Source organism: Pseudomonas sp. HMSC057H01, assembly GCF_001836405.1.
Taxonomy (GTDB): Bacteria; Pseudomonadota; Gammaproteobacteria; order Pseudomonadales; family Pseudomonadaceae; genus Pseudomonas; species Pseudomonas aeruginosa.
The window spans coordinates 1-22156 of sequence record NZ_KV828464.1; the positions used below are offsets into that span (position 1 = coordinate 1).

Consider the following 22156-nt stretch of genomic DNA (forward strand, 5'->3'; position numbering starts at 1 on the left):
GGGCGCATGACGCCAACGGCGTTATCCGCCGACATCCGGCCTCGTTGTCACATGCCACGCGAACCGGCATATTGCCAACCCGCCGGACATCGCACCGGCCCGTCGCACGCTATGCTCATGCCCACCCCCGGACCGGAAGCGCCTCCATGCATTTGCTGTTCAGCGTCTACCTGAAGATGCTGGTGCTCTATAGCCCCTTCTTCGTGCTGTCCTGCTTCATCAGTCTCAGCCGCGGCTTCGGCCCGCGCGACCGCAAGCGCATGGCCTGGCGGGTGGCCCTGGCGGCGCTGATCGCCAGCGTCGCGCTGTACCTGTTCGGCCGCTACATCTTCATCCTCTTCGGTATCACCGCCGACGCCTTCCGCATCGGCGCCGGCAGCGTGCTGTTCATCTCCGCGCTGGGCATGGCCCAGGGCCGCGCGGCGGTGCAGAGCGACAACGTGCAGCAGGACGTGACCATCGTCCCGCTGACCATTCCTCTCACCGTCGGCCCCGGGACCATCGGCGCGCTGCTGGTGATGGGCGTCGGCCAGGGCTGGGAGGCCAAGCTGATCTCCCTGGTGGCGATCTTCCTCGCCTGCCTGACCCTCGGCACCACGCTCTATCTTTCCGACCGCATCGAACGCCTGCTTGGCGACCAGGGCCTGCAGATCGTCAGTCGCCTGATGGGTCTGTTCGTCTGCGCGCTGGCGGCGCAGATCATCGTCACCGGCCTGAAGGGTTCGCTGTTCCCAGGCTGAGCGCACCAGCCTGAGGCGGACACCCTGGATGCCGCGCCCTGACGCACCGCGGTGGTGCCCGGGCGAAGCGGCGGCGCTCCCATGGACGCGCCGCCGGCGGTAGGGAGGGAGGTCAGCGCGACGCCTCCCCATCCGGAACCCACGACCCCTTCTCCGTCGATATCCGGCGAAAACCCGCTGAAAACGCCGCCTTCACCGGCATAGCCAGGCCTGCTCGGCATGCTTCCCCGGCGACTCGCGGCGCCTTTTCGCCGACCGATACCGGCCAGCGCCAAGAAGAGGCACAGCCTTTGCTCTGGAGCCTCGACGAAGAGATCCAGGCCGCAGTGCGCACCCCGCCGTCCACCGGACGGATGCCCGACGACAAGCACGACGCCTCCTGAAAACTGCCGCCCCGACCGCTGGTGAATGGAGAACAACACCAATGAAACGTCGCAGTCTGCTCAAGGCCTTCACGCTGTCCGCGTCCATCGCTTCCATGGGCCTGTCCTGGTCCATCCAGGCCGCCGAAACCATCAAGGTCGGCATCCTTCACTCGCTGTCCGGGACCATGGCGATCTCCGAGACCTCGCTGAAGGACATGGCCCTGATGACCATCGACGAGATCAACGCCAAGGGCGGGGTCAACGGCAAGAAGCTGGAGGCGGTGGTGGTCGATCCGGCGTCGAACTGGCCGCTGTTCGCGGAAAAGGCCCGCCAGTTGCTGACCCAGGACAAGGTCGCGGTGGTCTTCGGTTGCTGGACCTCGGTGTCGCGCAAATCGGTGTTGCCGGTATTCGAGGAACTCAACGGATTGCTGTTCTACCCGGTCCAGTACGAGGGCGAGGAACTCTCGCCGAACGTCTTCTATACCGGCGCGGCGCCGAACCAGCAGGCGATCCCGGCGGTGGAGTACCTGATGAGCGAGGACGGCGGCGGTGCCAGGCGCTTCTTCCTGCTCGGCACCGACTATGTCTACCCGCGCACCACCAACAAGATCCTGCGCGCCTTCCTGCACAGCAAGGGCGTGGACGACAAGGACATCCAGGAGGTCTACACGCCATTCGGCCACAGCGACTACCAGACCATCGTCGCCGACATCAAGAAGTTCGCCGCAGGCGGCAAGACCGCGGTGGTCTCCACCGTCAATGGCGACTCCAACGTGCCCTTCTACAAGGAACTGGCCAACCAGGGCCTGGAAGCCACCGAGGTGCCGGTGGTGGCCTTCTCCGTAGGCGAGGAAGAACTGCGCGGCATCGACACCAAGCCGCTGGTCGGCAACCTCGCGGCATGGAACTACTTCGAGTCGGTGAGCAATCCGGTCAACGAGAAGTTCGTCGCCGACTGGAAAGCCTACGCCAAGGCGAAGAACCTGCCGAACTACGCCACCGCGGTGACCAACGACCCCATGGAAGCCACCTACGTCGGCATCCATATGTGGGCGCAGGCCGTGGAAAAGGCCGGCAGCACCGAGGTCGACAAGGTTCGCGAGGCGATGGCCGGGCAAAGCTTCAAGGCGCCATCCGGCTACACGCTGGTCATGGACAAGAGCAACCACCACCTGCACAAGCCGGTGATGATCGGCGAGATCCAGGACGACGGCCAGTTCGAAGTGGTCTGGAAGACCCCCGAGCCGCTTCGCGCGCAACCCTGGAGCCCGTTCATCCCGGGCAACGAGAAAAAGCCGGAGCATGCGCTGAAGAGCAACTGAGTTCTGCCGTGAAGAACCCTGCCCCCCTGACCAGGCGTTCCCCTGAACGGAACGGGAACGCTCCGGTCGCGCGCCGAACGGCCCCCTCGCCCTTCAGGGAGAGGGCGGGGGACCGGCCATACCGCACGTCGCCCAGGAACCCCAGCATGCCCCTTGCCCTCCTCACCCGCCCGCTCCAGGCCTGTGTCCTGGTCCTGGCCGCCCTTCTCGCGGTGGCGGCCCACGCCGGACCGGCGCAGGACTTCGCCGCTGCCGACAACGGCGGTCGCGCCCACCTGCTCGAACACTGGGCGGCGACGCCCGACGCCGATCGCCTGGCCTTTCTCGAAGCGCTGCGCCACAACCGCATTGCGCTGGACAGCCGCCAGCAGCCATTCCTCCTCGGCGCCGACCAGCGTTTCCAGGCCGCCGAAGGCGACGCCCTGCCGGACGGCGAGCCGAAGCCGCTGCGCCTGAACAATCGCCTGCGCGGCCTGCTCAACACCGCCCTGGCCAGCCACCAGTTGGTGGCCAACGAAGTGCCGCTGCGGCAGGCCGCCGCGCAGCAGTTGCAGAAAACCGCCAAGGCCGCGCAACGGCCGCTGCTCGAAGCGCGCCTGCGGATCGAGAGCGACGCTGGCGTGAAGGAAGCCCTCGGCCTGGCCCTGGCCAACCTGCAACTCGGCGATCCCGACCCGGCGCTACGCCTTTCCGCCGTGCGCCTGCTCGGCGAGTCCGGCGATCCGCTGGCGCGAACCCGCCTGGAGAACCTGCTCGACCCGGCGGTGGAACCGGAGGAAGGCGTGCGCATCGCTGCCGCCACCAGCCTGGCCCAGGTCAAGCGCCGGCTGCTGGTCGGCGACCTGCTCGGCCAGGCCTTCAGCGGCCTGTCGCTGGGCTCGATCCTGCTGCTCGCGGCGCTCGGCCTGGCGATCACCTACGGCCTGCTCGGGGTGATCAACATGGCCCACGGCGAAATGCTCATGCTCGGCGCCTACTCCACCTACGTGGTGCAACTGCTGTTCCAGCGCCTGGCGCCGGAATGGCTGGCGCTCTACCCGTTGCTGGCGCTACCGGTGGCGTTCTGCGTCAGCGCCGCCATCGGCATGGCCCTGGAGCGCACGGTGATCCGCCATCTCTACGGCCGGCCGCTGGAAACCCTGCTCGCCACCTGGGGCATCAGCCTGGTGCTGATCCAACTGGTGCGGATGCTGTTCGGCGCACAGAACGTCGAGGTAGCCAACCCGGCCTGGCTGTCCGGCGGCATCCAGGTGCTGCCGAACCTGGTGCTGCCGTGGAACCGCATCGTCATCATCGGCTTCGCCCTGTTCGTGCTGCTCCTCACCTGGCTGCTGCTGAACCGCACGCGGCTCGGCCTGAACGTCCGCGCGGTGACCCAGAACCGCAACATGGCGGCCTGCTGCGGGGTGCCCACAGGGCGCGTGGACATGCTCGCCTTCGGTCTCGGCTCGGGCATCGCCGGGCTCGGCGGGGTAGCCCTGTCGCAGGTCGGCAACGTCGGCCCGGACCTCGGCCAGGGCTACATCATCGACTCCTTCCTGGTGGTGGTGCTCGGCGGCGTCGGCCAGCTCGCCGGCAGCGTCCTCGCCGCCTTCGGCCTCGGCGTGGCGAACAAGATCCTCGAACCGCAGATCGGCGCGGTGCTGGGCAAGATCCTGATCCTCGCGCTGATCGTCCTGTTCATCCAGAAACGCCCGCAGGGACTGTTCGCCCTGAAAGGGAGGGTCATCGATTGAACCAGCCACTCACCGTCACCCTCGCCCGCCGGGCCGGCGGCCGCGTCACCGCTATCGCGCTCGGCGCAGCCTTCGCCACGCTGCTGGCCATGCCGCTGCTGCACCTGCTGCCGGCGGACAGCGCGCTGCACCTCTCGGCCTACAGCCTGACCCTGACCGGCAAGATCCTCTGCTACGCCATCGTCGCCCTCGCTCTCGACCTGGTCTGGGGCTACGCCGGCCTGCTGTCCCTCGGCCACGGGCTGTTCTTCGCCCTCGGCGGCTACGCCATGGGCATGTACCTGATGCGCCAGGCCTCCGGCGACAGCCTGCCGGCGTTCATGACCTTCCTTTCCTGGAACGAATTGCCCTGGTACTGGGCCGGCACCCAGCACTTCCTCTGGGCGCTGTGCCTGGTGGTGCTGGTGCCCGGCGCGCTGGCCTTCGCCTTCGGCTACTTCGCCTTCCGCTCGCGGATCCGCGGCGTGTACTTCTCGATCATGACCCAGGCCCTGACCTTCGCCGGCATGCTGCTGTTCTTCCGCAACGAGACCGGTTTCGGCGGCAACAACGGCTTCACCGACTTCCGCAGCATTCTCGGCTTCCCGATCACCGCGCCGGGCACCCGCGCCGCCCTGTTCCTCGCCACCGTCGCGCTGCTCGCGGCCAGCCTGCTGCTCGGCTGGCGCCTGGCGCGGAGCAAGTTCGGCCGGGTCCTCACCGCGCTGCGCGACGCCGAGAACCGCCTGATGTTCTGCGGCTACGACCCGCGCGGCTACAAGCTCTTCGTCTGGACCCTGAGCGCGGTGCTCTGCGGCCTCGCCGGCGCGCTGTTCGTGCCGCAGGTGGGGATCATCAACCCCAGCGAGATGTCGCCGACCAACTCCATCGAAGCCGCCGTCTGGGTCGCCCTCGGCGGACGCGGCACCCTGCTCGGCCCGCTGCTCGGCGCCGGCGTGGTGAACGGCGCGAAGAGCTGGTTCACCGTGGCCTTCCCGGAATACTGGCTGTTCTTCCTCGGCGCGCTGTTCATCGTCGTCACCCTGTACCTGCCGCGCGGCCTGCTCGGCCTGCTGCGCAAGGAGAAGGAGCAATGAGGACCACCCCGCACCTGATGCTCGAACCGGCCTTCCACCCCGGCCTCGATAGCGCCGGCAGCGGCCGCGACGCCATCGGCCTGGGCGCCGCCACCAGCGGCCGGCTGGACGCGCGCCACGGCACCATCCTCAGCCTGGAAGACATCAACGTCAGCTTCGACGGCTTCAAGGCCCTGCGCGACCTGACCCTGTACATCGGCGTCGGCGAATTGCGCTGCATCATCGGCCCCAACGGCGCCGGCAAGACCACCCTGATGGACGTGATCACCGGCAAGACCCGCCCGCAGAGCGGTACCGCGTATTTCGGCGACACCCTCGACCTGACCCGCATGAGCGAGGTGCAGATCGCCCAGGCCGGGATCGGTCGCAAGTTCCAGAAGCCTACGGTGTTCGAGGCCCTGAGCGTGTTCGAGAACCTCGAACTGGCGCAGAGGGCCGACAAGTCGGTGTGGGCCAGCCTGCGCGCGCGGCTCGACGGCACGCAGAGGGAACGCATCGAGGAGGTGCTCGCCACCATCCGCCTGCTGGAGTCGCGGCAGCGTCCGGCGGGTTTGCTGTCCCACGGCCAGAAGCAGTTCCTCGAGATCGGCATGCTGCTGGTGCAGGAACCGCAGTTGCTGCTGCTCGACGAGCCGGTGGCGGGCATGACCGATGCCGAGACCGAATTCACCGCCGAGCTGTTCAAGTCCCTGGCGCGCAAGCACTCGCTGATGGTGGTGGAGCACGACATGGGTTTCGTCGGCAGCATCGCCGACCATGTCACCGTGCTGCACCAGGGCCACGTGCTGGCCGAAGGCTCGCTGGCGGAGGTACAGGCCGACGAACAGGTGATCGAGGTCTACCTCGGTCGCTGACGCCAGCCATCCGCTCGGCGGGTAGCGCCTGCCAAGTGGCGCCCGTCGCGTAGGGCGAATGACCGCTCGCGGTTATCCGCCGAGCCAGGTTGGGAATCGCAGTGAAGAACCATCACGGGACAAATGGAAGAGAACCATGCTGCAAGTCGACAAGCTGCACCAGTACTACGGCGGTAGCCATATCCTCCGTGGCCTGAGCTTCGAGGCGAAGGTAGGCGAGGTGACCTGCCTGCTCGGTCGCAACGGGGTGGGCAAGACCACCCTGCTGCGCTGCCTGATGGGCCTGGTCCCGGCCCGCGAGGGCCAGGTCGCCTGGGAAGGCCGTTCGCTCACCGGACTCAGGCCGCACCAGCGGGTCCGCGCCGGGATCGCCTACGTGCCGCAGGGACGGGAAATCTTCCCCCGGCTGACGGTGGAAGAGAACCTGCTGATGGGACTGTCCCGTTTCAGCGCCAGGGACGCCCGGGCGGTGCCGGACTTCATCTACGAGCTGTTCCCGGTCCTGCGCGAAATGAAACAGCGCCGCGGCGGCGACCTCTCCGGCGGCCAGCAGCAGCAACTGGCGATCGGCCGCGCCCTGGCCAGCCAGCCGCGACTGCTGATCCTCGACGAACCCACGGAAGGCATCCAGCCTTCGGTGATCAAGGAGATCGGCACGGTCGTCCGCAGCCTGGCGGCGCGCGGCGACATGGCGATCCTGCTGGTCGAGCAGTTCTACGACTTCGCCGCCGAACTGGCCGACCAATACCTGGTGATGGCGCGCGGCGAGATCGTCCAGCAGGGCCGCGGCCGCGACATGGAGAGCGAGGGCGTGCGCGGGCTGGTGGCGATTTGAACGGACTGGGACACACTGCCGCTGGCGCAACCGGGGCCTGCGCTGGCAATCTCTATGCCCTCGTCTTTCCGCAGGAGGTCGAAATGACCGTCACTCTGCGCCCGGCCGTCCAGGCCGACGCGGGCTTCGCCGCGCTCTGCGTCGCCGCCGCCTATGCCCCGTGGATCGCGGTGATCGGCCGCAAACCCTGGCCGATGACCCAGGACTACCACGAGGTGATCGCCAGCGACCGGGTCCTCATCGCCGAGCACGACGGCCAGCCGGTCGGCCTGCTGGTGACCCGGGAAACCGCCGACGGCTTCCTCGTCGACAACCTCGCCGTGCTTCCCGAATGCAAGGGCCAGGGCATCGGCCGACAGCTGCTGGAACGCGCCGAGCGCGACGCGACGAGCCTCGGCTACCGCTCGCTGTACCTCTACACCAACGAGCGGATGACGGAAAACATCGCGCTCTACGCCAGGGTCGGCTACCTCGAATACGAACGCCGCCAGGAAGAGGGATTCCGCCGCGTGTTCATGCGCAAGGCCCTGGCCTGACCCGACCGATGACCGCCGCCCTCCCCGACCTGAGCTTCCACCCCGCCTGGCACGCCCAGCTGGAGCTGGCCTACGCCCGCGCCGGCGACGCCACACGCCCGGTGACGCGGCGCCACGCCGGACCGCTGCGGGTGCAGAAGCACCTCTACGCCGAAGGCCCGGAAGTCTGCCAGCACATCCTCGTGCATCCGCCCGGCGGCATCGCCGGCGGCGACAGCCTGGCCTTCGACGTGCGCCTCGGCGAACGCGCCTGGGCCCAGCTCACCAGCCCCGGCGCGGCCAAGTGGTACCGCGCCGCCTGCCCGTCGCGGCAGACCCTGGAGATCCACCTGGAGCCCGGCGCCACCCTGGAATGGCTGCCGCAGGAAAGCATCGTCTTCGCCGGCGCCCAGGCCGAACTGGAAACCCGTATCCAACTGCGCGGCGACGCCCGCCTGTTCTACTGGGACATGGTCGCGCTCGGCCGCCCGGCCAGCGGCGAGCGCTTCGCCAGCGGCCACTTCGTCGCAGCCCTGGACATCCGTCGCGACGACCGCCTGCTCTGGCACGAGCGCCAGCGCATCGACGGCGGCGACCGCCTGCTCGACTCGCCGATCGGCCTCGCCGGGCACCCGGTGCTGGCGACCCTGGTCGCCAGCGGCGAGATCGACACCGACCTGCTGCAACGCTGCCGCGCGCTCCCCTGCGCCGGCCGCGGCAACCTCAGCCAGTTGCCCGGAGGCCTGCTGGTGGCGCGCTGCCTGGCCGACGAGGCGCTGCACGCGCGAGCCTGGCTGATCGAACTCTGGCGCCTGCTGCGGCCGGCGCTGCTCGGCCGCGAGGCCGTTCCCCCACGCATCTGGAGTACCTGAGATGGACTTGTCCCCCCGCGAGAAAGACAAGCTGCTGATCTTCACCGCCGGCCTGCTCGCCGAGCGCCGGCTGGCACGCGGTCTCAAGCTGAACTACCCGGAGGCGGTGGCGCTGATCTCCGCCGCCCTGCTGGAGGGCGCGCGCGACGGCCGCAGCGTCGCCGAACTGATGCACTACGGCACCACCCTGCTGAGCCGCGAGCAGGTGATGGAGGGCGTGCCGGAGATGATCCCGGACATCCAGGTGGAGGCCACCTTCCCCGACGGCACCAAGCTGGTGACCGTCCACCAGCCCATCGCCTGAGGCCGCCCATGAGCGCTTCGATCCGCGACGCCGGCGTCGCCGACCTGCCCGGCATCCTCGCCATCTACAACGACGCCGTGGGCAATACCACGGCGATCTGGAACGAAACCCCGGTGGACCTGGCCAACCGCCAGGCCTGGTTCGACACCCGCGCCCGCCAGGGCTACCCGATCCTGGTGGCGAGCGACGCCGCCGGCGAAGTGCTCGGCTACGCCTCCTACGGCGACTGGCGACCCTTCGAGGGCTTCCGCGGCACCGTCGAGCACTCCGTCTACGTGCGCGACGACCAGCGCGGCAAAGGCCTCGGCGTGCAACTGCTACAGGCGCTGATCGAACGTGCGCGGGCCCAGGGCCTGCACGTCATGGTGGCCGCCATCGAAAGCGGCAATGCCGCTTCGATCGGCCTGCACCGGCGCCTCGGCTTCGAGATCAGCGGGCAGATGCCGCAGGTGGGCCAGAAGTTCGGCCGCTGGCTCGACCTGACCTTCATGCAACTGAACCTCGACCCGACGCGCAGCGCGCCCTGAGCCCCAAGGAGCCCCCATGATCCCCGGTGAATACGACATCCAGCCCGGCGATATCGAACTCAACGCCGGCCGCCGCACCCTCGCCCTGAGCGTGGCGAACACCGGCGACCGGCCGATCCAGGTCGGCTCGCACTACCACTTCTTCGAGGTCAACGACGCCCTCGCCTTCGACCGTCCGGCCACCCGTGGCATGCGCCTGAACATCGCCGCCGGCACCGCGGTGCGCTTCGAACCGGGGCAGAGCCGCGAGGTGGAGCTGGTGGAAATCGGCGGCGGACGGCGGGTATACGGCTTTGCCGGGCGGGTGATGGGGGACCTCTAGGGCCCCACTGGCCAGGTTCGACCAAAGACAGCGAACACCGACGATCGCCAAAGGAGCGTTCGATGAAAATCAGCAGACAAGCCTACGCCGACATGTTCGGCCCCACCGTCGGCGACCGCGTGCGCCTGGCCGACACCAACCTGTGGCTCGAGGTGGAACGGGACTTCACCGTCTATGGCGAGGAAGTGAAGTTCGGCGGCGGCAAGGTCATCCGCGACGGCATGGGCCAGAGCCAGCTGGGCGCGGCGCAGGTGGTCGACACGGTGATCACCAACGCGCTGATCCTCGACCACTGGGGCGTGGTCAAGGCCGACGTCGGTCTCAAGGACGGGCGCATCCAGGCCATCGGCAAGGCCGGCAACCCGGACATCCAGCCCGGGGTGAACATCGCCATCGGCGCCGGCACCGAGGTGATCGCCGGCGAGGGCATGATCCTCACCGCCGGCGGCATCGACACGCACATCCACTTCATCTGCCCGCAGCAGATCGAAGAGGCGCTGATGAGCGGCGTCACCACCATGATCGGCGGCGGCACCGGCCCCGCCGCCGGGACCAACGCCACCACCTGCACCTCCGGTCCCTGGCACATGGCGCGGATGCTCCAGGCCGCCGACGCCTTCCCGATGAACATCGGCTTCACCGGCAAGGGCAACGCCAGCCTGCCGCTGCCGCTGGAGGAGCAGGTACTCGCCGGCGCCATCGGCCTGAAGCTGCACGAGGACTGGGGCAGCACCCCGGCGGCGATCGACAACTGCCTGGAGGTGGCCGAGCGCCACGACATCCAGGTGGCGATCCACACCGACACCCTCAACGAATCCGGCTTCGTCGAGACCACCCTCGGCGCCTTCAAGGGCCGCACCATCCACACCTACCACACCGAGGGCGCCGGCGGGGGCCACGCACCGGACATCATCAAGGCCTGCGGCTTCGCCAACGTGCTGCCCAGCTCGACCAACCCGACACGGCCGTTCACCCGCAATACCATCGACGAGCACCTGGACATGCTGATGGTCTGCCACCACCTCGACCCGGCCATCGCCGAGGACGTGGCCTTCGCCGAGTCGCGCATCCGCCGCGAGACCATCGCCGCCGAGGACATCCTCCACGACCTCGGCGCGTTCAGCATGATCAGCTCCGACAGCCAGGCCATGGGCCGGGTCGGCGAAGTGATCACGCGCACCTGGCAGACCGCCGACAAGATGAAGCGCCAGCGCGGCCGCCTCGACGGCGACGGTGCGCGCAACGACAACTTCCGCGCCAGGCGCTACATCGCCAAGTACACCATCAACCCGGCGATCACCCACGGCATCAGCCATGAAGTGGGCTCCGTCGAAGCCGGCAAGTGGGCCGACCTGGTGCTCTGGCGCCCGGCCTTCTTCGGCGTCAAGCCGAGCCTGATCCTCAAGGGCGGGGCCATCGCCGCCAGCCTGATGGGCGACATCAACGGCTCGATCCCCACGCCGCAGCCGGTGCACTACCGGCCGATGTTCGCCAGCTACGCCGGCAGCCGCCACGCGACCAGCCTGACCTTCGTCAGCCAGGCCGCCTTCGCCGCCGGCGTACCGCAGCAGCTCGGCCTGCGCAAGGCCATCGGCGTGGTCAGCGGCTGTCGCGGTGTGCAGAAGTCCGACCTGATCCACAACGGCTACCTGCCGACCATCGAGGTCGACGCACAGAACTACCAGGTACGCGCCGACGGCCAGTTGCTCTGGTGCGAACCGGCGGACGTGCTGCCGATGGCGCAGCGCTATTTCCTGTTCTGATTCCCACGCGACGGGTCCCGGCGCCACGCCGGGACGTCGACCGCTCCGTTCGGACAGCTTGGCTTGTCGGCACTAGCGGCGACAATGGCGCCTCCCCGCAGCCGCCGGCAGTCCGTCCATGTCCTCCCGCCAATCGTCCCGCAACGCTTCCACCCCGTATCTGGCCAAGGCCTTCCAGGCGACGGCCATCGTCGTGGTCAGCTACTTCCTCTACTGGACCTACCAGCTCTACCAGTACGGCGAGATTCCCATCAGCAAGAAGGACGTGATGCTGCGCCAAGCCATCCTCGCGCGCTTTCCGGCGGACTACGAGGTGGAGATCAAGGGCGCCGACCTGCTCGGCTTCGGCGAGAAATTCCTGGTCGCCTACGGCAATCGGCGCTTCGTCGGCAAGGCCTTCGCCATGGACGACCAGGTCATCGAGCGCCTGGAGCGGAACCAGGGACGGACCAACCTGCCGCTGGTGAAGGTGTTCTACATCGCCGAACCCGGCCTCCTCTCCTCGCTGCTCAACCTCTCCCCGTTCCTGGATATCCAGAAGAACATGGTCGAGCTGAGCCTCCGGGAATACCGGAAGATCCAGTTGGTCCCCTTCGATCCGGACGCGAAGCGGAAACCGCGCGAGCAGTTCGAAACCGATTATGCCTTCCCCCAGCTGTTCAGCCTCAGCCAACTGGAAGTCGCCGACTACGACGGCGACGGCCGCGACGAACTGCGCCTGGGCTACCTGTCCTACGCCGGCGGTTCGGGAGGGACGCGCTGGTCGGTGATCTACGACCTGAAGGACGGCGCGCTGACCGCCCATTCCGGCTATCCGGAAATGCTCGACATCGACGTCGCCCGGTTCATCCAGGCGGTCAACCTGTACGCCGGCCTCGACGGCACCCTGCCGCGCGACCAGCGTCAGCTGGAAGACGTGGTCGGCCGAGGCAGCGAGCGCTTCGCGCTGACCGCCGCGGAGCGCCAGGCACTGGTCGCCGACCCGCCGCAGCGGGACGACTACGCCAGGGTCCTGATGAGCCTTTCGCCGCGCTCGCCCTACGCCCCCGATCGCTTCATCGACCTCGGCGACGGCAGCCGACTGAGCCTGGCCCCGCGCCATACCGACGATTACTCGACCTTCCTCGACATCGGCGGGAAGAAAATCTTCGTCGAAGCCTTCTACGTCGACGACGACGCCTGCCACTGGTGCGAGCATCGCTGGCGAGTGATGGCTTTCCATTACGACGACGGTCGCTGGATCTCGGACCGCACCATCAACGGTGACAGCTTCAACGGGCAGTGGCTGCGCAACGCGGAGCCGCTGGGCCTCAACGACGTTTTCGGCACCTACCGCGACCAGGGCCCGGCGGGCCTGGCCTGGTCCTTCATCGACCCGCGCTGGACCGCCTCCAGCCAGCATGACATGGACGATCCGCTGGGCGTGGGGATGCGCACCCTGTCGCCGGTGGAGCAATGGGTGAAGGAACGCTATCGGGAAAACTGAGGCAGGCCTTCAGCGCAACTGGCTGTCCTTGCTGCCGCGGCGGTTGTAGCCGCTGAACTTCGCCTGTTCCCTGTCGTGCTCGGCCTGGCAGTTGACGCACAGGCGCACGCCGGGAATCGCCCGGCGCCGCGCCTCGGGGATCGCCGCGTCGCACTCTTCGCAATGGGTCAGGCTCTCGCCACGGGGCAACTGGCTGCGCGCACGAGCGATGGCATCCTCGATCGTGCTGTCGATCTGTTCCTGCACCGCACCGTCGTTTGCCCACCCGCTGGCCATGACTGACTCCTCTGGCTGAAACCCTGGAACCTCCAGATATGGGCGTTCGCCCGCGGCTTTGCAAGGGCGGCGCGACCATCGGCCTGGCGTGGCACAATCGCCAGCCAAGCCTGAAGGTACACCGCATGATGGGACCGTTCCGCCGCCTCGCCCACCTGATCAACCAGGGCCGCCAGCTCGACGCCGCGCTCGCCGGCGATCCGTTCGCCCTGCCGGCGCCGGAGGACCGCTATAGCGTCCGGCAACTGCACGGCCTGTATCCGCGCCGTCATCCCGGTCTCTACGCACCGCTGCTCGGCAGCCTGGCGCTGCTGCTCGGTGCCGCGCCGCTGGGTCTTGCCGCGCTGCGCCTGGCATTGCCGGAGGCTCCTTTGCGGCCGCTGGGCTGGCTCTCCGCCCTGCCGCTGCTGGCGGCCTGGCTGTGGCTGATCGCCCTGCTCTCCCGCGGCGCCAGCCTCGGCCCGCGCCTGGCCCGCGACGCCAGCCTGCTGCTGGTCGGCGCCGGGCTCCTGCTGCGCCTGGCCAGCGGCGAGACGTCGGGCCTGGTGGCGCTCGGCGGCGGCGCCTGTGCCTGGCTGCTGTTCAACAGCCGCGCGATGCAACGCTACATGGAACTGGTCTACGCCCAGCGCCTGTACCGCGCCCAGTCGGCCAACCGCCCCGGTTCGGCGCAGCGGCGCCTGGCCAACCAGGCCGCCTACCGCGAACGCAAGCGACGCGAGCGCTCCGGGCGATCCTGAACCAGACTGTCGCCCTGCGACCTTCTGCGCATTGGCGGGCGCCGCCACCAGCGCGTAGGGTAACGCGCTCTCTCTCCTCGGCCTCAAGGACGACCCGGACATGAAGATCGACTCAGCCTCCAGCTCTCCGAGCCTGGCCCAGCGGCAGCTGATGACCCGCACTCCCGACCAGGATTTCCAGCGCGACTTCCAGGCCGCCTACGCGCGCCTCGCGGTCGCCGCCGAAGGCAGCGCGGAGCAGGCCGGGGCGCTGGCCGACACCCTCGGCGCCACCCAGCTGGAATACAGCCGGGTGCGCGGCGTCAGCCTGGAAGACCAGTTGCGCTTCGCCCATGTGCTCAACCGCGCCTGCGAAAACGGCGCGCAACTGGACGCCCGCGGCTTCCTCGCCCGCCTGGGCGCCGACGACCTGCAGGCGCTGCAGCGCAACATGGGCCTGGCCGAGCCGATCCGGGTCGAGGCGCTGAGCGAGGAAGGCGCGCGCAACCTGCTGCTGCCGGAAGGCTACAGCGTCGACCTGGACGGCGACGGCATCACCGAGGTGGGCGCCGCGAAGATCCGCCACTTCCCCCCGCGCGACGCACCGCAGGCCTTCCTCGACCAGTGGCTGGCGCTCACCGCCGGCATGGACGGCGCCGCCTATTCGAACGCCCGCGACGGGTTGCAATGGGCTTTCGATATCCGCGCCATGGCCGGCCAGCCCCTGGCCACCGACCAGTTGGCCAGCTACCGCACGGCGGTGGACGACTACCTGGGCATGCTCGCCGAGCACCGCCACGCCCTGGTTCCCGGCCAGTACGAACGCGACCTGCCGCTGTACCAGGCGCTGCGCCAGCGCCTGGCCTGAGGTCGCCTACTCTTTGACTTCCATGTAGTCGCGGGCCCAGGCCTGGTATTCCTCGGGGAAGGTGTACTTCTTCGACAGCTCCGAGGCGGTCAGGTCCGAGGCCACCGCACCGCGCTCCTCGCGCAGGCAGTCGTAGGTCGCCTTGATCGCGGCGAAATAGGCGGCGTGGCCGTTGACCACGACACGCACGCCGAGCCGCGCCAGGCGGGCGTCGTCGCGCAGTTGCGGATTACCGTAGGTGACCAGCATCAGCGGGATGTGCAGGTGCTCGGCGATCGCCTCGAGGTGGGCGAAGTCGCGCACGCCGACCAGGCAGATGCCATCGGCGCCGGCTTCCTGGTAGGCCAGGGTGCGCTGGATCACCGCATCGACGTCGATCAGTTCGGCGTTGGTCCGGGCAATGATGGTCAACGCCGGGTCGACCCTCGCCTCCAGGGCCGCGCGGATCTTGCCGACGCCTTCCTCGACGCAGATCAGGTCGGTGGACTTGCGCCCGAACTGCGCCGGCAGCAGGGTGTCCTCGATGGTCAGCGCGGCGATTCCGGCGCGCTCCAGTTCGACCACCGTACGCATTACGTTCAGCGCGTTGCCGTAGCCGTGGTCGGCGTCGGCGATCACCGGCAGGCGCGCCACCCGGCCGATGCGGGTGGCCTGCTCGACGAATTCGCTGAGGGTGATCAGGGCGAAGTCCGGCGCCGCCAGGACCTGCAGGGAAGCCACCGAACCGCCGAGGATGCCGCACTCGAAGCCGAGGTCGGCGGCGATGCGCGCCGACATGGGATCGAACACGGAAGCGGTGTGGTAGCAACGGGAGGAGTCCAACAGCGCGCGAAACATCGCACGCAACTCATGGTGTGAGGCTCTATGCATGACGAAATCCAGGACAACACGGCAAGACGGAGTGGGAAAGCAGCGCCAACATAGCACCATGCGCGGGCCCCTTGGCAAATCCGTATACAAAGGTCGGGGCGGCCCGCACGGACGTACCAGGACGCTTCCTGCCGATCGCCGGCGGTGAAATCCGCGACGCTCTCGCATACACTGCGCGGCCGTTTTTTTCCCGGACCGTTTCGCGCCATGAACCCGAGCACCGCCGCCCGCGCCCTGGGCATCGATTTTGGCACCTCCAACTCCACCGTCGGCTGGTGGCGGCCGGAGGTCGAACCGCTGATCGAGCTGGAGGACGGCAAGATCACCCTGCCCTCGGTGGTGTTCTTCAACGTCGAGGAGCGCCGCCCGGTCTACGGCCGCCAGGCGCTCGGCGAGTACCTGGAGGGCTACGAGGGCCGGCTGATGCGCTCGCTGAAGAGCCTGCTGGGCTCCAAGCTGCTGAAGAGCGAGACCACCGTGCTCGGCAGCGCCCTGCCGTTCAAGGACCTGCTCGGCCTGTTCATCGGCCAGCTCAAGGCGCGCGGCGAGGCCGCCGCCGGGCAAGCCTTCGACGCGGTGGTGCTGGGTCGCCCGGTGTTCTTCGTCGACGACGACCCGGAGGCCGACCGCGAGGCCCAGGACACCCTGGTGCAGGTGGCCAACAAGCTCGGCTTCAAGGAGGTTTCCTTCCAGTACGAACCGATCGCCGCGGCCTTCGACTACGAGCGCGGCATCCAGCGCGAGGAACTGGTCCTGATCGTCGACATCGGCGGCGGCACCTCGGACTTCTCCCTGGTGCGCCTGGCGCCGGAGCGGCGCAACCTGGCCGAGCGCCAGGACGACATCCTGGCCACCGGCGGCGTGCACATCGGCGGTACCGACTTCGACAAGCAGCTCAGCCTGGAAGGCGTGATGCCGCTGTTCGGCTACGGCAGCCGGATGAAGAGCGACGCCTTCATGCCCACCAGCTACCACCTGAACCTGGCCACTTGGCACACCATCAACGCGGTGTACGCGCAGAAGTCGCAATTGGCGCTGAAGAACATGCGCTACGACATCGTCGACAGCACCGGCATCGACCGCCTCTTCAGGCTCATCGAGGAACGCGCCGGGCACTGGCTGGCGATGCAGGTGGAAGACAGCAAGATCCGCCTGACCGAAACCGAGCGCCTGCACCTCTCGCTGGAGCGCATCGAGGCCGGGCTCGGCGTGGAGCTGACCCGTGGGCTGTTCGAGAACGCCGTCGACGGACTGCTGGAGCGCGTGCGCAACAGCGTCGCGCAACTGCTGGCCTCGGCCGGGGTCGACCCGGACCGGGTCGACACGGTGTTCTTCACCGGCGGTTCGAGCGGCATTCCGGCGCTGCGCCGGAGCGTCTCGGCGATGCTGCCCAACGCCCGTCATGTCGAGGGCAACCTGTTCGGCAGCATCGGCAGCGGCCTGGCCATCGAGGCGAAGAAGCGCTATGGCTGAGCCGCCCTGGTCGTGCCCCTGCCCTATAGGGGGATAAGGTCACACCGGGCCCGCCATGGCGGATAACCGCGAGCGGTTATCCGCCCTACGCCAGGACCACGCCACACCCGTCCGCAGGGCGGATAACGCCACACCGAGCCCGCCGAGGGTGGGGCTCACTTCTTCAGGCAGGTGCTCATGAACGCCTTGCGTTCGTCGCCCTTGAGCGCCTTGGCGGTGGCGTCGGCGTTGCAGGTCTTCATCTTCTCCTGCTGGGTCGCCGCCTTGGCGCTGCCGCCGGCCTTCAGGCAACTGCTCATGAATGCCTTGCGCTCGTCGCCCTTGAGCGACTTGGCGCTGGCGTCGGCGTTGCAGCTCTTCATCTTCTCCTGCTGGGCGGTGGCCTTGCCGCCGGCAGGCGCGCCGGCCTTCAGGCAGCCGCTCATGAACGCCTTGCGTTCGTCGCCCTTGAGCGCCTTGGTGGTGGCCTCGGCGTTGCAGGCGGTCATCTTCTCCTGCTGCGCGGTGGCAGCGAAACCATGGGCCGAGACGGCCATGGCCAATACGAACATCGGGATACGCAGGATATTCATCGAACTCTCCTTGAAGGGCTGCACGTTCGCATGCAGGTGCGCTGAAGTCTAGCGACTGCGGCGGGCTTTGCAGGGGCTGGGAACGCGTCCTGTGCGCTTGCGACAAGCGTCATGTTTCGCGGCTAGACTGACGCTTCGCACGAGGAGGAGTTCCATGCAACAGGTCATCGCGGTGAGCCTCTGCGCCACCCACGCGTTCAGCAAGCAAGTGCGTCCCGCCATCCGCCTCCTGAAAGGCCTCGGCGTCGAGGGCGACGCCCACCACGGCGTCACCGTGAAGCACCGCTCGCGGGTGCGGCAGGACCCGACCCAGCCGAACCTGCGCCAGGTCCACCTGATCCACGAGGAATTGCACGACGAGCTACGCGCCAGCGGCTTCGCCATCGGCCCGGGGACCATGGGCGAGAACATCACCACCCGTGGCGTCGACCTGCTCGGCCTGCCCACCGGCACCCGCCTGCGCCTGGGGGAAAGCGCCCTGGTCGAGCTGACCGGCCTGCGCAATCCCTGCTCGCAGCTGGACAACTACCAGCCCGGACTGACCGCCGCCGTGCTCGGCCGCGACGAACAGGGCAACCTGATTCGCAAGGCCGGGGTGATGGCGATCGTCCTGGAAGACGGCGAGGTTCGCCCCGGCGACGCCATCGATATCCAGCTGCCACCCCTGCCGCACCGGGCCCTGGAGAAGGTCTGAGGCAATCCGCCGCGATTCCGGGCGAACTCTGCGCGAGGGCCTGCGTTCCAATGTTGGCAAGCACCGCTCAACCACAAGGAGTCACAGCATGTACAAGCAGTCACTGGCGGCACTGTTCGTGATGGCAACCCTGGCCGGCTGCGCGTCGACCAAGGTGCAGAACCCGGTCAACTACATCACCTTCCGCAACGAACCGCTGGTCAAGGATGTCGAGAAAGGCATGAGCCAGCAGGAAGTCCTGCGCATCGGCGGCACGCCTTCCGGCACCCAGAAGCGCCTGATGAAACCGGGGAGCTGCAACAGCTACATCCTCAACAAGGACGGCCAGCAGCAGCCGTTCTACGTCAGTTTCGACGGCAGCGGCAAGGTCGACGGCTCGGGCTTCCTGAGCTGCTCCGAGCTGGACCGCCACGAGCGCGACGCCCGCCCCTGACGGCTCGACGCCCCGCTTCCTTACGGAGGCGGGGCGTCTGCGTTCAGGCCCGGGACAGTGCCTCAATCAGTTCGGCCTTGCGCATCGTCGAACGACCGCGGATGTCGCGCTTGCGCGCCAGCTGCATCAATTCCTCGCGGGTCATCTCGCTCACCGAAGTGCTGCCCTGACGTTTGCCACGGCTCGCCGAGCCGCGGTTGGCCGGTCTCCCTGAGCGGGCCTGGGCGGCGCGATGGGCCGAGTCCTTGCGGTCGGCGCGCTTGGCCGTCTCGCTCTTGGCGCGGCCGGAACCGCCCTTGCGCTCGCCGCCGCCGGACTGCTTGTTCACCGTCGCCCAGGCGCGCGCCTCGGCTTCCGATTCGCTCACACCCTTGGCCTTGTAGCTCTCCTCGATGTGCTCGGCCTTGCGCTGCTGCTTGTCGCTGTACTTGCTCTTGTCGCCACGGGGCATGGGGATATCTCCCTTTGCGATGGGTTCACTGTTGGGACCGGGAGGCGACGGCGGACGTTCAGAGAAAGTGCACACCGGCACAAACCCCTTGACCTTGCCCCAGGGGCAATCCGTAGTCTGCCGCTATCCCGCAGCAGGAACCGGAAATGCTCACCATCGGCCAACTGGCGCGAATCTTCGAGATCTCCACCAAGACGCTTCGCCACTACGATGCCATCGGCCTGTTCGTCCCCGCGCGCACCGGTAGCGACAACGGCTACCGCTACTACCAGCCGGAACAGATCGAGCAGCTCTCGCGCATACTCGCGCTGCGCCGGCTGGACGTTCCGCTGGAAGCCATCGACCGCCTGAAACGCGATGGCGCGCTGGACGACCCGCAACGCCTGCGGCATTTCCTGCAACGACACCAGCACACCCTGCGCGAAGAAATAAGCGCCCGCCAGCGCCTGCTGGCGGAACTCGACCGAACCCTGGCGACGCTCGCCCACTGGAGGATCCGCAACATGCATGCACGAATCGTCGAACGTCCCGCCTTCAGCGTGGTGGGCATGGAATACTTCGGCAGCGCCCCCGGCGACACCATCGGCCAGCTCTGGGAGCGCTTCATCCCGCGCGAGCACGAGATCGCTGGCAAGCACGATCCCGAGGTCTCCTATGGCATCTGCGCGCAGCAGCCCAACGGTGAATTCCACTACGTCGCCGGCTTCGAGGTGCAGGAAGGCTGGCCGGTGCCGGAGGGCATGGTGCGCTTCCAGGTGCCGGCGCAGAAGTACGCGGTGTTCACCCACAAGGGCACGGCGCCGCAGATCGCCGAGAGCTTCCAGGCGATCTACAGCCACCTGCTCGCCGAACGCGGCCTGGAGCCCAAGGCGGGGGTCGACTTCGAATACTACGACCAGCGTTTCCGCGGACCGCTGGATCCGAACTCGCAAGTCGACCTGTATATCCCCATCTACTGACTCAGCGCTTGCCGGCCGGCGCCTTGGCCGGCTGGCGCATGCGTTGCAGCAGGGCGGTGCACTGGTTGTCGTCGCTCTTGCTCGGCGCCACCAGAGCCAGCAGGCTGGCCGCCGGGCCCACCGCCACGCCGAGGGCGATCATTCCCGCGCCGCGCGCCACCAGCGGCCCGGCGTGGACCCCGGCGTCGGGCTTGGCGAAGGTGCCGCGCACGTACAGCGGCGAGCGCAGCGAGAAGATCCGCAGGCCCTTGCTGTGCGGGGTGACATCGAGGTCGAGCTTCTCGTTGGCGAAGTTCACCGTGCCGTCGACGTTGACCAGCGCGTTCTCGGTGTCGAAGACGAACAGCCGGCTGGTCATCAGGCCCTTCTGCAGGCCGAAGTCGGCGGCCGCGCAGTTGATCTTCACCTCGTCGTCGCCGAACAGCTTGGTCACCAGGTAGTTTCCGACATTGAGGCCGGCGATTTCGGTCAGGCCTTTGCTGATCGCACCGTCGTTGATCAGCATCTTCAGTTCGCCATCGGCGCCACCGAGGATCTTCGCCACCGAATTGCCGCTGCCGCTGAGACTGGCGTCGCCGTTCAGCTCGCCGAAGCTGGTCTGCATCGGCGCGAAGCCGGGGAACAACTGTTTCAGCTTGAAGCCCCGCGCGCTCATCTTCACTCGGCTCTGCATCGGCTGCTTGCCGCCATCCAGGCGGATGTCCGACTCCAGCTTGCCGCCGGCCACGCCGAAGCGCAGGGGCTCCAGGCGCAGCAGGCCGTCGTTGAGCACCAGATGGGTATAGAGGTCGCTGATCGGCAACTGGTCGCTGTGGACGATACGCTTGCCGGTGAATTCCACGTCGGCGTCCATGTCGCGCCAGCGCTCGGTACGGAATTCCTCCACCGGCAGCACCTTGTCGCCCGGCTGGCGGCTGGTCTGCCCGCGCTTCTGTTTTTCGGCATTGCTGTCGGCGCCGATCAGCGGGCCGAGGTCGGCGAAGCGCAGTTGCTCGGAGGTCAGCTTGCCGGACAGCTTCGGCCTAGGCTGGCGAGCGACGAAGGTCAGGCTGCCGTGCAGGTCGCTGGCGCCGACCTTGCCGTTGAAGTTCTCGTAGCGGAACAGTGCGCCGCCCTCCTCCTTGAGCCGCGCCAGCAGGTGTCCGTCGGTGGAGTAGGCCGGAGTGTCCGGCAGGGTGATGCCGGTCAGCGGATAGAGATTGGCCATGCTGGTCCCGGACAGCTTCAGGCGCAGGTCGAGGGCGCCGAGGTTGAGCGGGTCGGTCAGGGTGCCGACCACCGCGGCACGGGTGCTGCCGGCACTGACCTCGGCCTGTAGCGGGAAGGGCTTGCTCGCATCCTGCAACGCCAGCATCCCGCCGACCTTGCCCGAGCCGGCCAGAGCCTGGCCCTTGTAGGTGCCCTTGACCTTCCAGCCGAACACATAGTCCTGGGCGTCCGCCGCATCGCCCGTGGCCAGCGCCTTGCCGGCCAACTGGCCGAACGGCACCGGCTTGCCGAGCGGGTCGACCAGCACTTCCAGGCGGGTCTTCAAACGCTGGTCGTCGAGGCTGACGCTACCCTTGTCGAAACCGATCTCGCGGATGTCCAGTTGCCAGGCGGACGGCTCGTCGCTGTCGCTGGCAGGCAGGTCGAAATCCCAGTTGGCGCGGCCGTCGGCCAGGCGCAGGAGGTCGGCGCGCGGCTGGGTCAGCTTGATCTGTGGAATGCGGATGGTCTGCCAGAGCAACGGCAACGGCGCGAGGCGGAATTCGATGCGTTCCAGGCTGGCGAACTCGCTCGCCTTGGTCTTGCCCGCCGTCCACTCCGGGTTGCCGAGGGTGATGTCCTCGGCGCTGAAGCGCGGCCAGGGGATCCAGGCGCGCCAGCCTTCCTCGCCCTCCTCGCGGCGCCAGGCCACGGCGAGGTTGCCGTTGATGGCGAACGGGCGGTTCAGCGCCGCCGAGACCTTTTCGTTGAGGGTGGGCTTGATCAGGTTCCAGTCGAAGGTGGCGATGAACACCACCAACGCCGCCAGCAGCAGGACCAGGCTGGCGAGGCTCCAGGTCAGGATCTTTCGGCCGCGCGTCATGCACAACTCCTTTTCGCCGCGTCGGTTGTCGGGCAGGCGCGGCAGCGCGC

The 22156-nt window shown here is 68.1% G+C and carries 24 protein-coding genes and 1 pseudogene; 19 read left to right on the forward strand and 6 right to left on the reverse strand.

Translation table 11 applies throughout. The features are described 5' to 3' along the window. Nucleotides 1-146 precede the first annotated feature (146 nt). From HMPREF2581_RS14210 to HMPREF2581_RS14270, 13 genes are all read left to right on the forward strand, one after another. On the forward strand, nt 147-740 hold the full coding sequence (locus HMPREF2581_RS14210; protein ID WP_003095417.1) for a MarC family protein: 594 nt from the start codon (nt 147-149) through the stop codon (nt 738-740). A gap of 424 nt (nt 741-1164) precedes the next feature. Continuing rightward, on the forward strand, nt 1165-2430 hold the full coding sequence (urtA, locus tag HMPREF2581_RS14215) for an urea ABC transporter substrate-binding protein (RefSeq protein WP_003123536.1): 1266 nt from the start codon (nt 1165-1167) through the stop codon (nt 2428-2430). A 146-nt stretch (nt 2431-2576) separates the two neighbouring features. Next, a complete protein-coding gene (gene urtB, locus HMPREF2581_RS14220) occupies nt 2577-4166 on the forward strand; it encodes an urea ABC transporter permease subunit UrtB (RefSeq protein WP_011666774.1) in 1590 nt (529 codons plus the stop codon). Next, the gene (gene urtC, locus HMPREF2581_RS14225; RefSeq protein WP_003105139.1) at nt 4163-5242 is read left to right on the forward strand and encodes an urea ABC transporter permease subunit UrtC; all 1080 of its coding nucleotides are present in this window, start codon (nt 4163-4165) and stop codon (nt 5240-5242) included. The genes urtB and urtC overlap by 4 nt, the downstream gene beginning before the upstream one ends. Beyond that, nucleotides 5239-6096 carry an urea ABC transporter ATP-binding protein UrtD gene (urtD, locus tag HMPREF2581_RS14230; protein ID WP_003111224.1) on the forward strand — a complete coding sequence of 286 codons (858 nt, stop codon included), beginning with the start codon at nt 5239-5241 and terminating at the stop codon, nt 6094-6096. The genes urtC and urtD overlap by 4 nt, the downstream gene beginning before the upstream one ends. 136 nt (nt 6097-6232) lie before the next feature. Further along, nucleotides 6233-6931, forward strand: a complete 699-nt coding sequence (gene urtE / locus HMPREF2581_RS14235; protein ID WP_003105134.1) for an urea ABC transporter ATP-binding subunit UrtE — start codon at nt 6233-6235, stop codon at nt 6929-6931. 83 nt (nt 6932-7014) lie between these two features. Next, nucleotides 7015-7467, forward strand: coding sequence for a GNAT family N-acetyltransferase (locus tag HMPREF2581_RS14240; protein ID WP_003095437.1), 453 nt, complete (start codon nt 7015-7017; stop codon nt 7465-7467). 8 nt (nt 7468-7475) lie between these two features. Next, nucleotides 7476-8318 carry an urease accessory protein UreD gene (locus tag HMPREF2581_RS14245; RefSeq protein WP_003116109.1) on the forward strand — a complete coding sequence of 281 codons (843 nt, stop codon included), beginning with the start codon at nt 7476-7478 and terminating at the stop codon, nt 8316-8318. A 1-nt stretch (nt 8319) separates the two neighbouring features. After that, nucleotides 8320-8622 (forward strand): urease subunit gamma, encoded by a 303-nt coding sequence (locus HMPREF2581_RS14250; RefSeq protein WP_003095443.1) that lies wholly within the window; start codon nt 8320-8322, stop codon nt 8620-8622. 8 nt (nt 8623-8630) lie between these two features. Beyond that, nucleotides 8631-9149 carry an L-methionine sulfoximine N-acetyltransferase gene (locus HMPREF2581_RS14255; RefSeq protein WP_003099390.1) on the forward strand — a complete coding sequence of 173 codons (519 nt, stop codon included), beginning with the start codon at nt 8631-8633 and terminating at the stop codon, nt 9147-9149. A gap of 16 nt (nt 9150-9165) precedes the next feature. Further along, entirely contained in the window at nt 9166-9471 is a 306-nt protein-coding gene (locus HMPREF2581_RS14260; RefSeq protein WP_003095450.1) for an urease subunit beta, read from the forward strand. A gap of 62 nt (nt 9472-9533) precedes the next feature. Then, complete coding sequence (gene ureC, locus HMPREF2581_RS14265) at nt 9534-11234, forward strand: urease subunit alpha (protein WP_004365443.1); 1701 nt, start codon at nt 9534-9536, stop codon at nt 11232-11234. A 118-nt stretch (nt 11235-11352) separates the two neighbouring features. Further along, the gene (locus tag HMPREF2581_RS14270; protein ID WP_003095457.1) at nt 11353-12720 is read left to right on the forward strand and encodes a hypothetical protein; all 1368 of its coding nucleotides are present in this window, start codon (nt 11353-11355) and stop codon (nt 12718-12720) included. 9 nt (nt 12721-12729) lie between these two features. Here the strand turns inward: HMPREF2581_RS14270 and HMPREF2581_RS14275 are convergent, their stop codons facing one another. After that, nucleotides 12730-12996 carry a DksA/TraR family C4-type zinc finger protein gene (locus HMPREF2581_RS14275; RefSeq protein WP_003095462.1) on the reverse strand — a complete coding sequence of 89 codons (267 nt, stop codon included), beginning with the start codon at nt 12994-12996 and terminating at the stop codon, nt 12730-12732. A gap of 125 nt (nt 12997-13121) precedes the next feature. Between HMPREF2581_RS14275 and HMPREF2581_RS14280 the strand changes: the two genes are divergently transcribed. Both HMPREF2581_RS14280 and HMPREF2581_RS14285 read left to right on the forward strand, forming a co-directional pair. After that, complete coding sequence (locus HMPREF2581_RS14280) at nt 13122-13736, forward strand: hypothetical protein (RefSeq protein ID WP_004365449.1); 615 nt, start codon at nt 13122-13124, stop codon at nt 13734-13736. Nucleotides 13737-13836: 100 nt separating this feature from the next. Continuing rightward, a complete protein-coding gene (locus tag HMPREF2581_RS14285; protein WP_003095466.1) occupies nt 13837-14583 on the forward strand; it encodes a hypothetical protein in 747 nt (248 codons plus the stop codon). A gap of 6 nt (nt 14584-14589) precedes the next feature. Here the strand turns inward: HMPREF2581_RS14285 and HMPREF2581_RS14290 are convergent, their stop codons facing one another. Beyond that, a complete protein-coding gene (locus tag HMPREF2581_RS14290) occupies nt 14590-15453 on the reverse strand; it encodes an isocitrate lyase/PEP mutase family protein (RefSeq protein ID WP_003121125.1) in 864 nt (287 codons plus the stop codon). 207 nt (nt 15454-15660) lie between these two features. Between HMPREF2581_RS14290 and HMPREF2581_RS14295 the strand changes: the two genes are divergently transcribed. Further along, nucleotides 15661-16926, forward strand: coding sequence for an Hsp70 family protein (locus HMPREF2581_RS14295; RefSeq protein ID WP_003095476.1), 1266 nt, complete (start codon nt 15661-15663; stop codon nt 16924-16926). A 155-nt stretch (nt 16927-17081) separates the two neighbouring features. On the opposite strand, the gene HMPREF2581_RS33845 is transcribed toward HMPREF2581_RS14295, so the two are convergent. Continuing rightward, on the reverse strand, nt 17082-17351 hold the full coding sequence (locus HMPREF2581_RS33845; RefSeq protein WP_058133593.1) for a PsiF family protein: 270 nt from the start codon (nt 17349-17351) through the stop codon (nt 17082-17084). Further along, nucleotides 17346-17498, reverse strand: a pseudogene (locus tag HMPREF2581_RS33850) (PsiF family protein); the annotation flags it as partial. The pseudogene HMPREF2581_RS33850 and the gene HMPREF2581_RS33845, both read right to left, overlap by 6 nt. Before the next feature lie 154 nt (nt 17499-17652). On the opposite strand from HMPREF2581_RS33850, the gene HMPREF2581_RS14305 reads away from it, so the two are divergent. Further along, complete coding sequence (locus tag HMPREF2581_RS14305; protein WP_003095483.1) at nt 17653-18192, forward strand: MOSC domain-containing protein; 540 nt, start codon at nt 17653-17655, stop codon at nt 18190-18192. A gap of 88 nt (nt 18193-18280) precedes the next feature. Continuing rightward, nucleotides 18281-18625, forward strand: coding sequence for an osmotically-inducible lipoprotein OsmE (gene osmE, locus HMPREF2581_RS14310; protein ID WP_003095488.1), 345 nt, complete (start codon nt 18281-18283; stop codon nt 18623-18625). A gap of 43 nt (nt 18626-18668) precedes the next feature. On the opposite strand, the gene HMPREF2581_RS14315 is transcribed toward osmE, so the two are convergent. Then, nucleotides 18669-19076, reverse strand: a complete 408-nt coding sequence (locus HMPREF2581_RS14315) for a Rho termination factor N-terminal domain-containing protein (RefSeq protein ID WP_003095492.1) — start codon at nt 19074-19076, stop codon at nt 18669-18671. A 146-nt stretch (nt 19077-19222) separates the two neighbouring features. Here HMPREF2581_RS14315 and brlR point away from each other — a divergent pair, with 146 nt between their 5' ends. Continuing rightward, nucleotides 19223-20035: a c-di-GMP-binding multidrug transporter transcriptional regulator BrlR gene (brlR, locus tag HMPREF2581_RS14320; RefSeq protein WP_003095496.1), complete on the forward strand. Its 813-nt coding sequence runs from the start codon at nt 19223-19225 to the stop codon at nt 20033-20035. A 1-nt stretch (nt 20036) separates the two neighbouring features. Here brlR and HMPREF2581_RS14325 read toward each other — a convergent pair whose 3' ends face one another. Further along, entirely contained in the window at nt 20037-22106 is a 2070-nt protein-coding gene (locus HMPREF2581_RS14325) for an AsmA family protein (protein WP_004365457.1), read from the reverse strand. Nucleotides 22107-22156 lie beyond the last annotated feature (50 nt).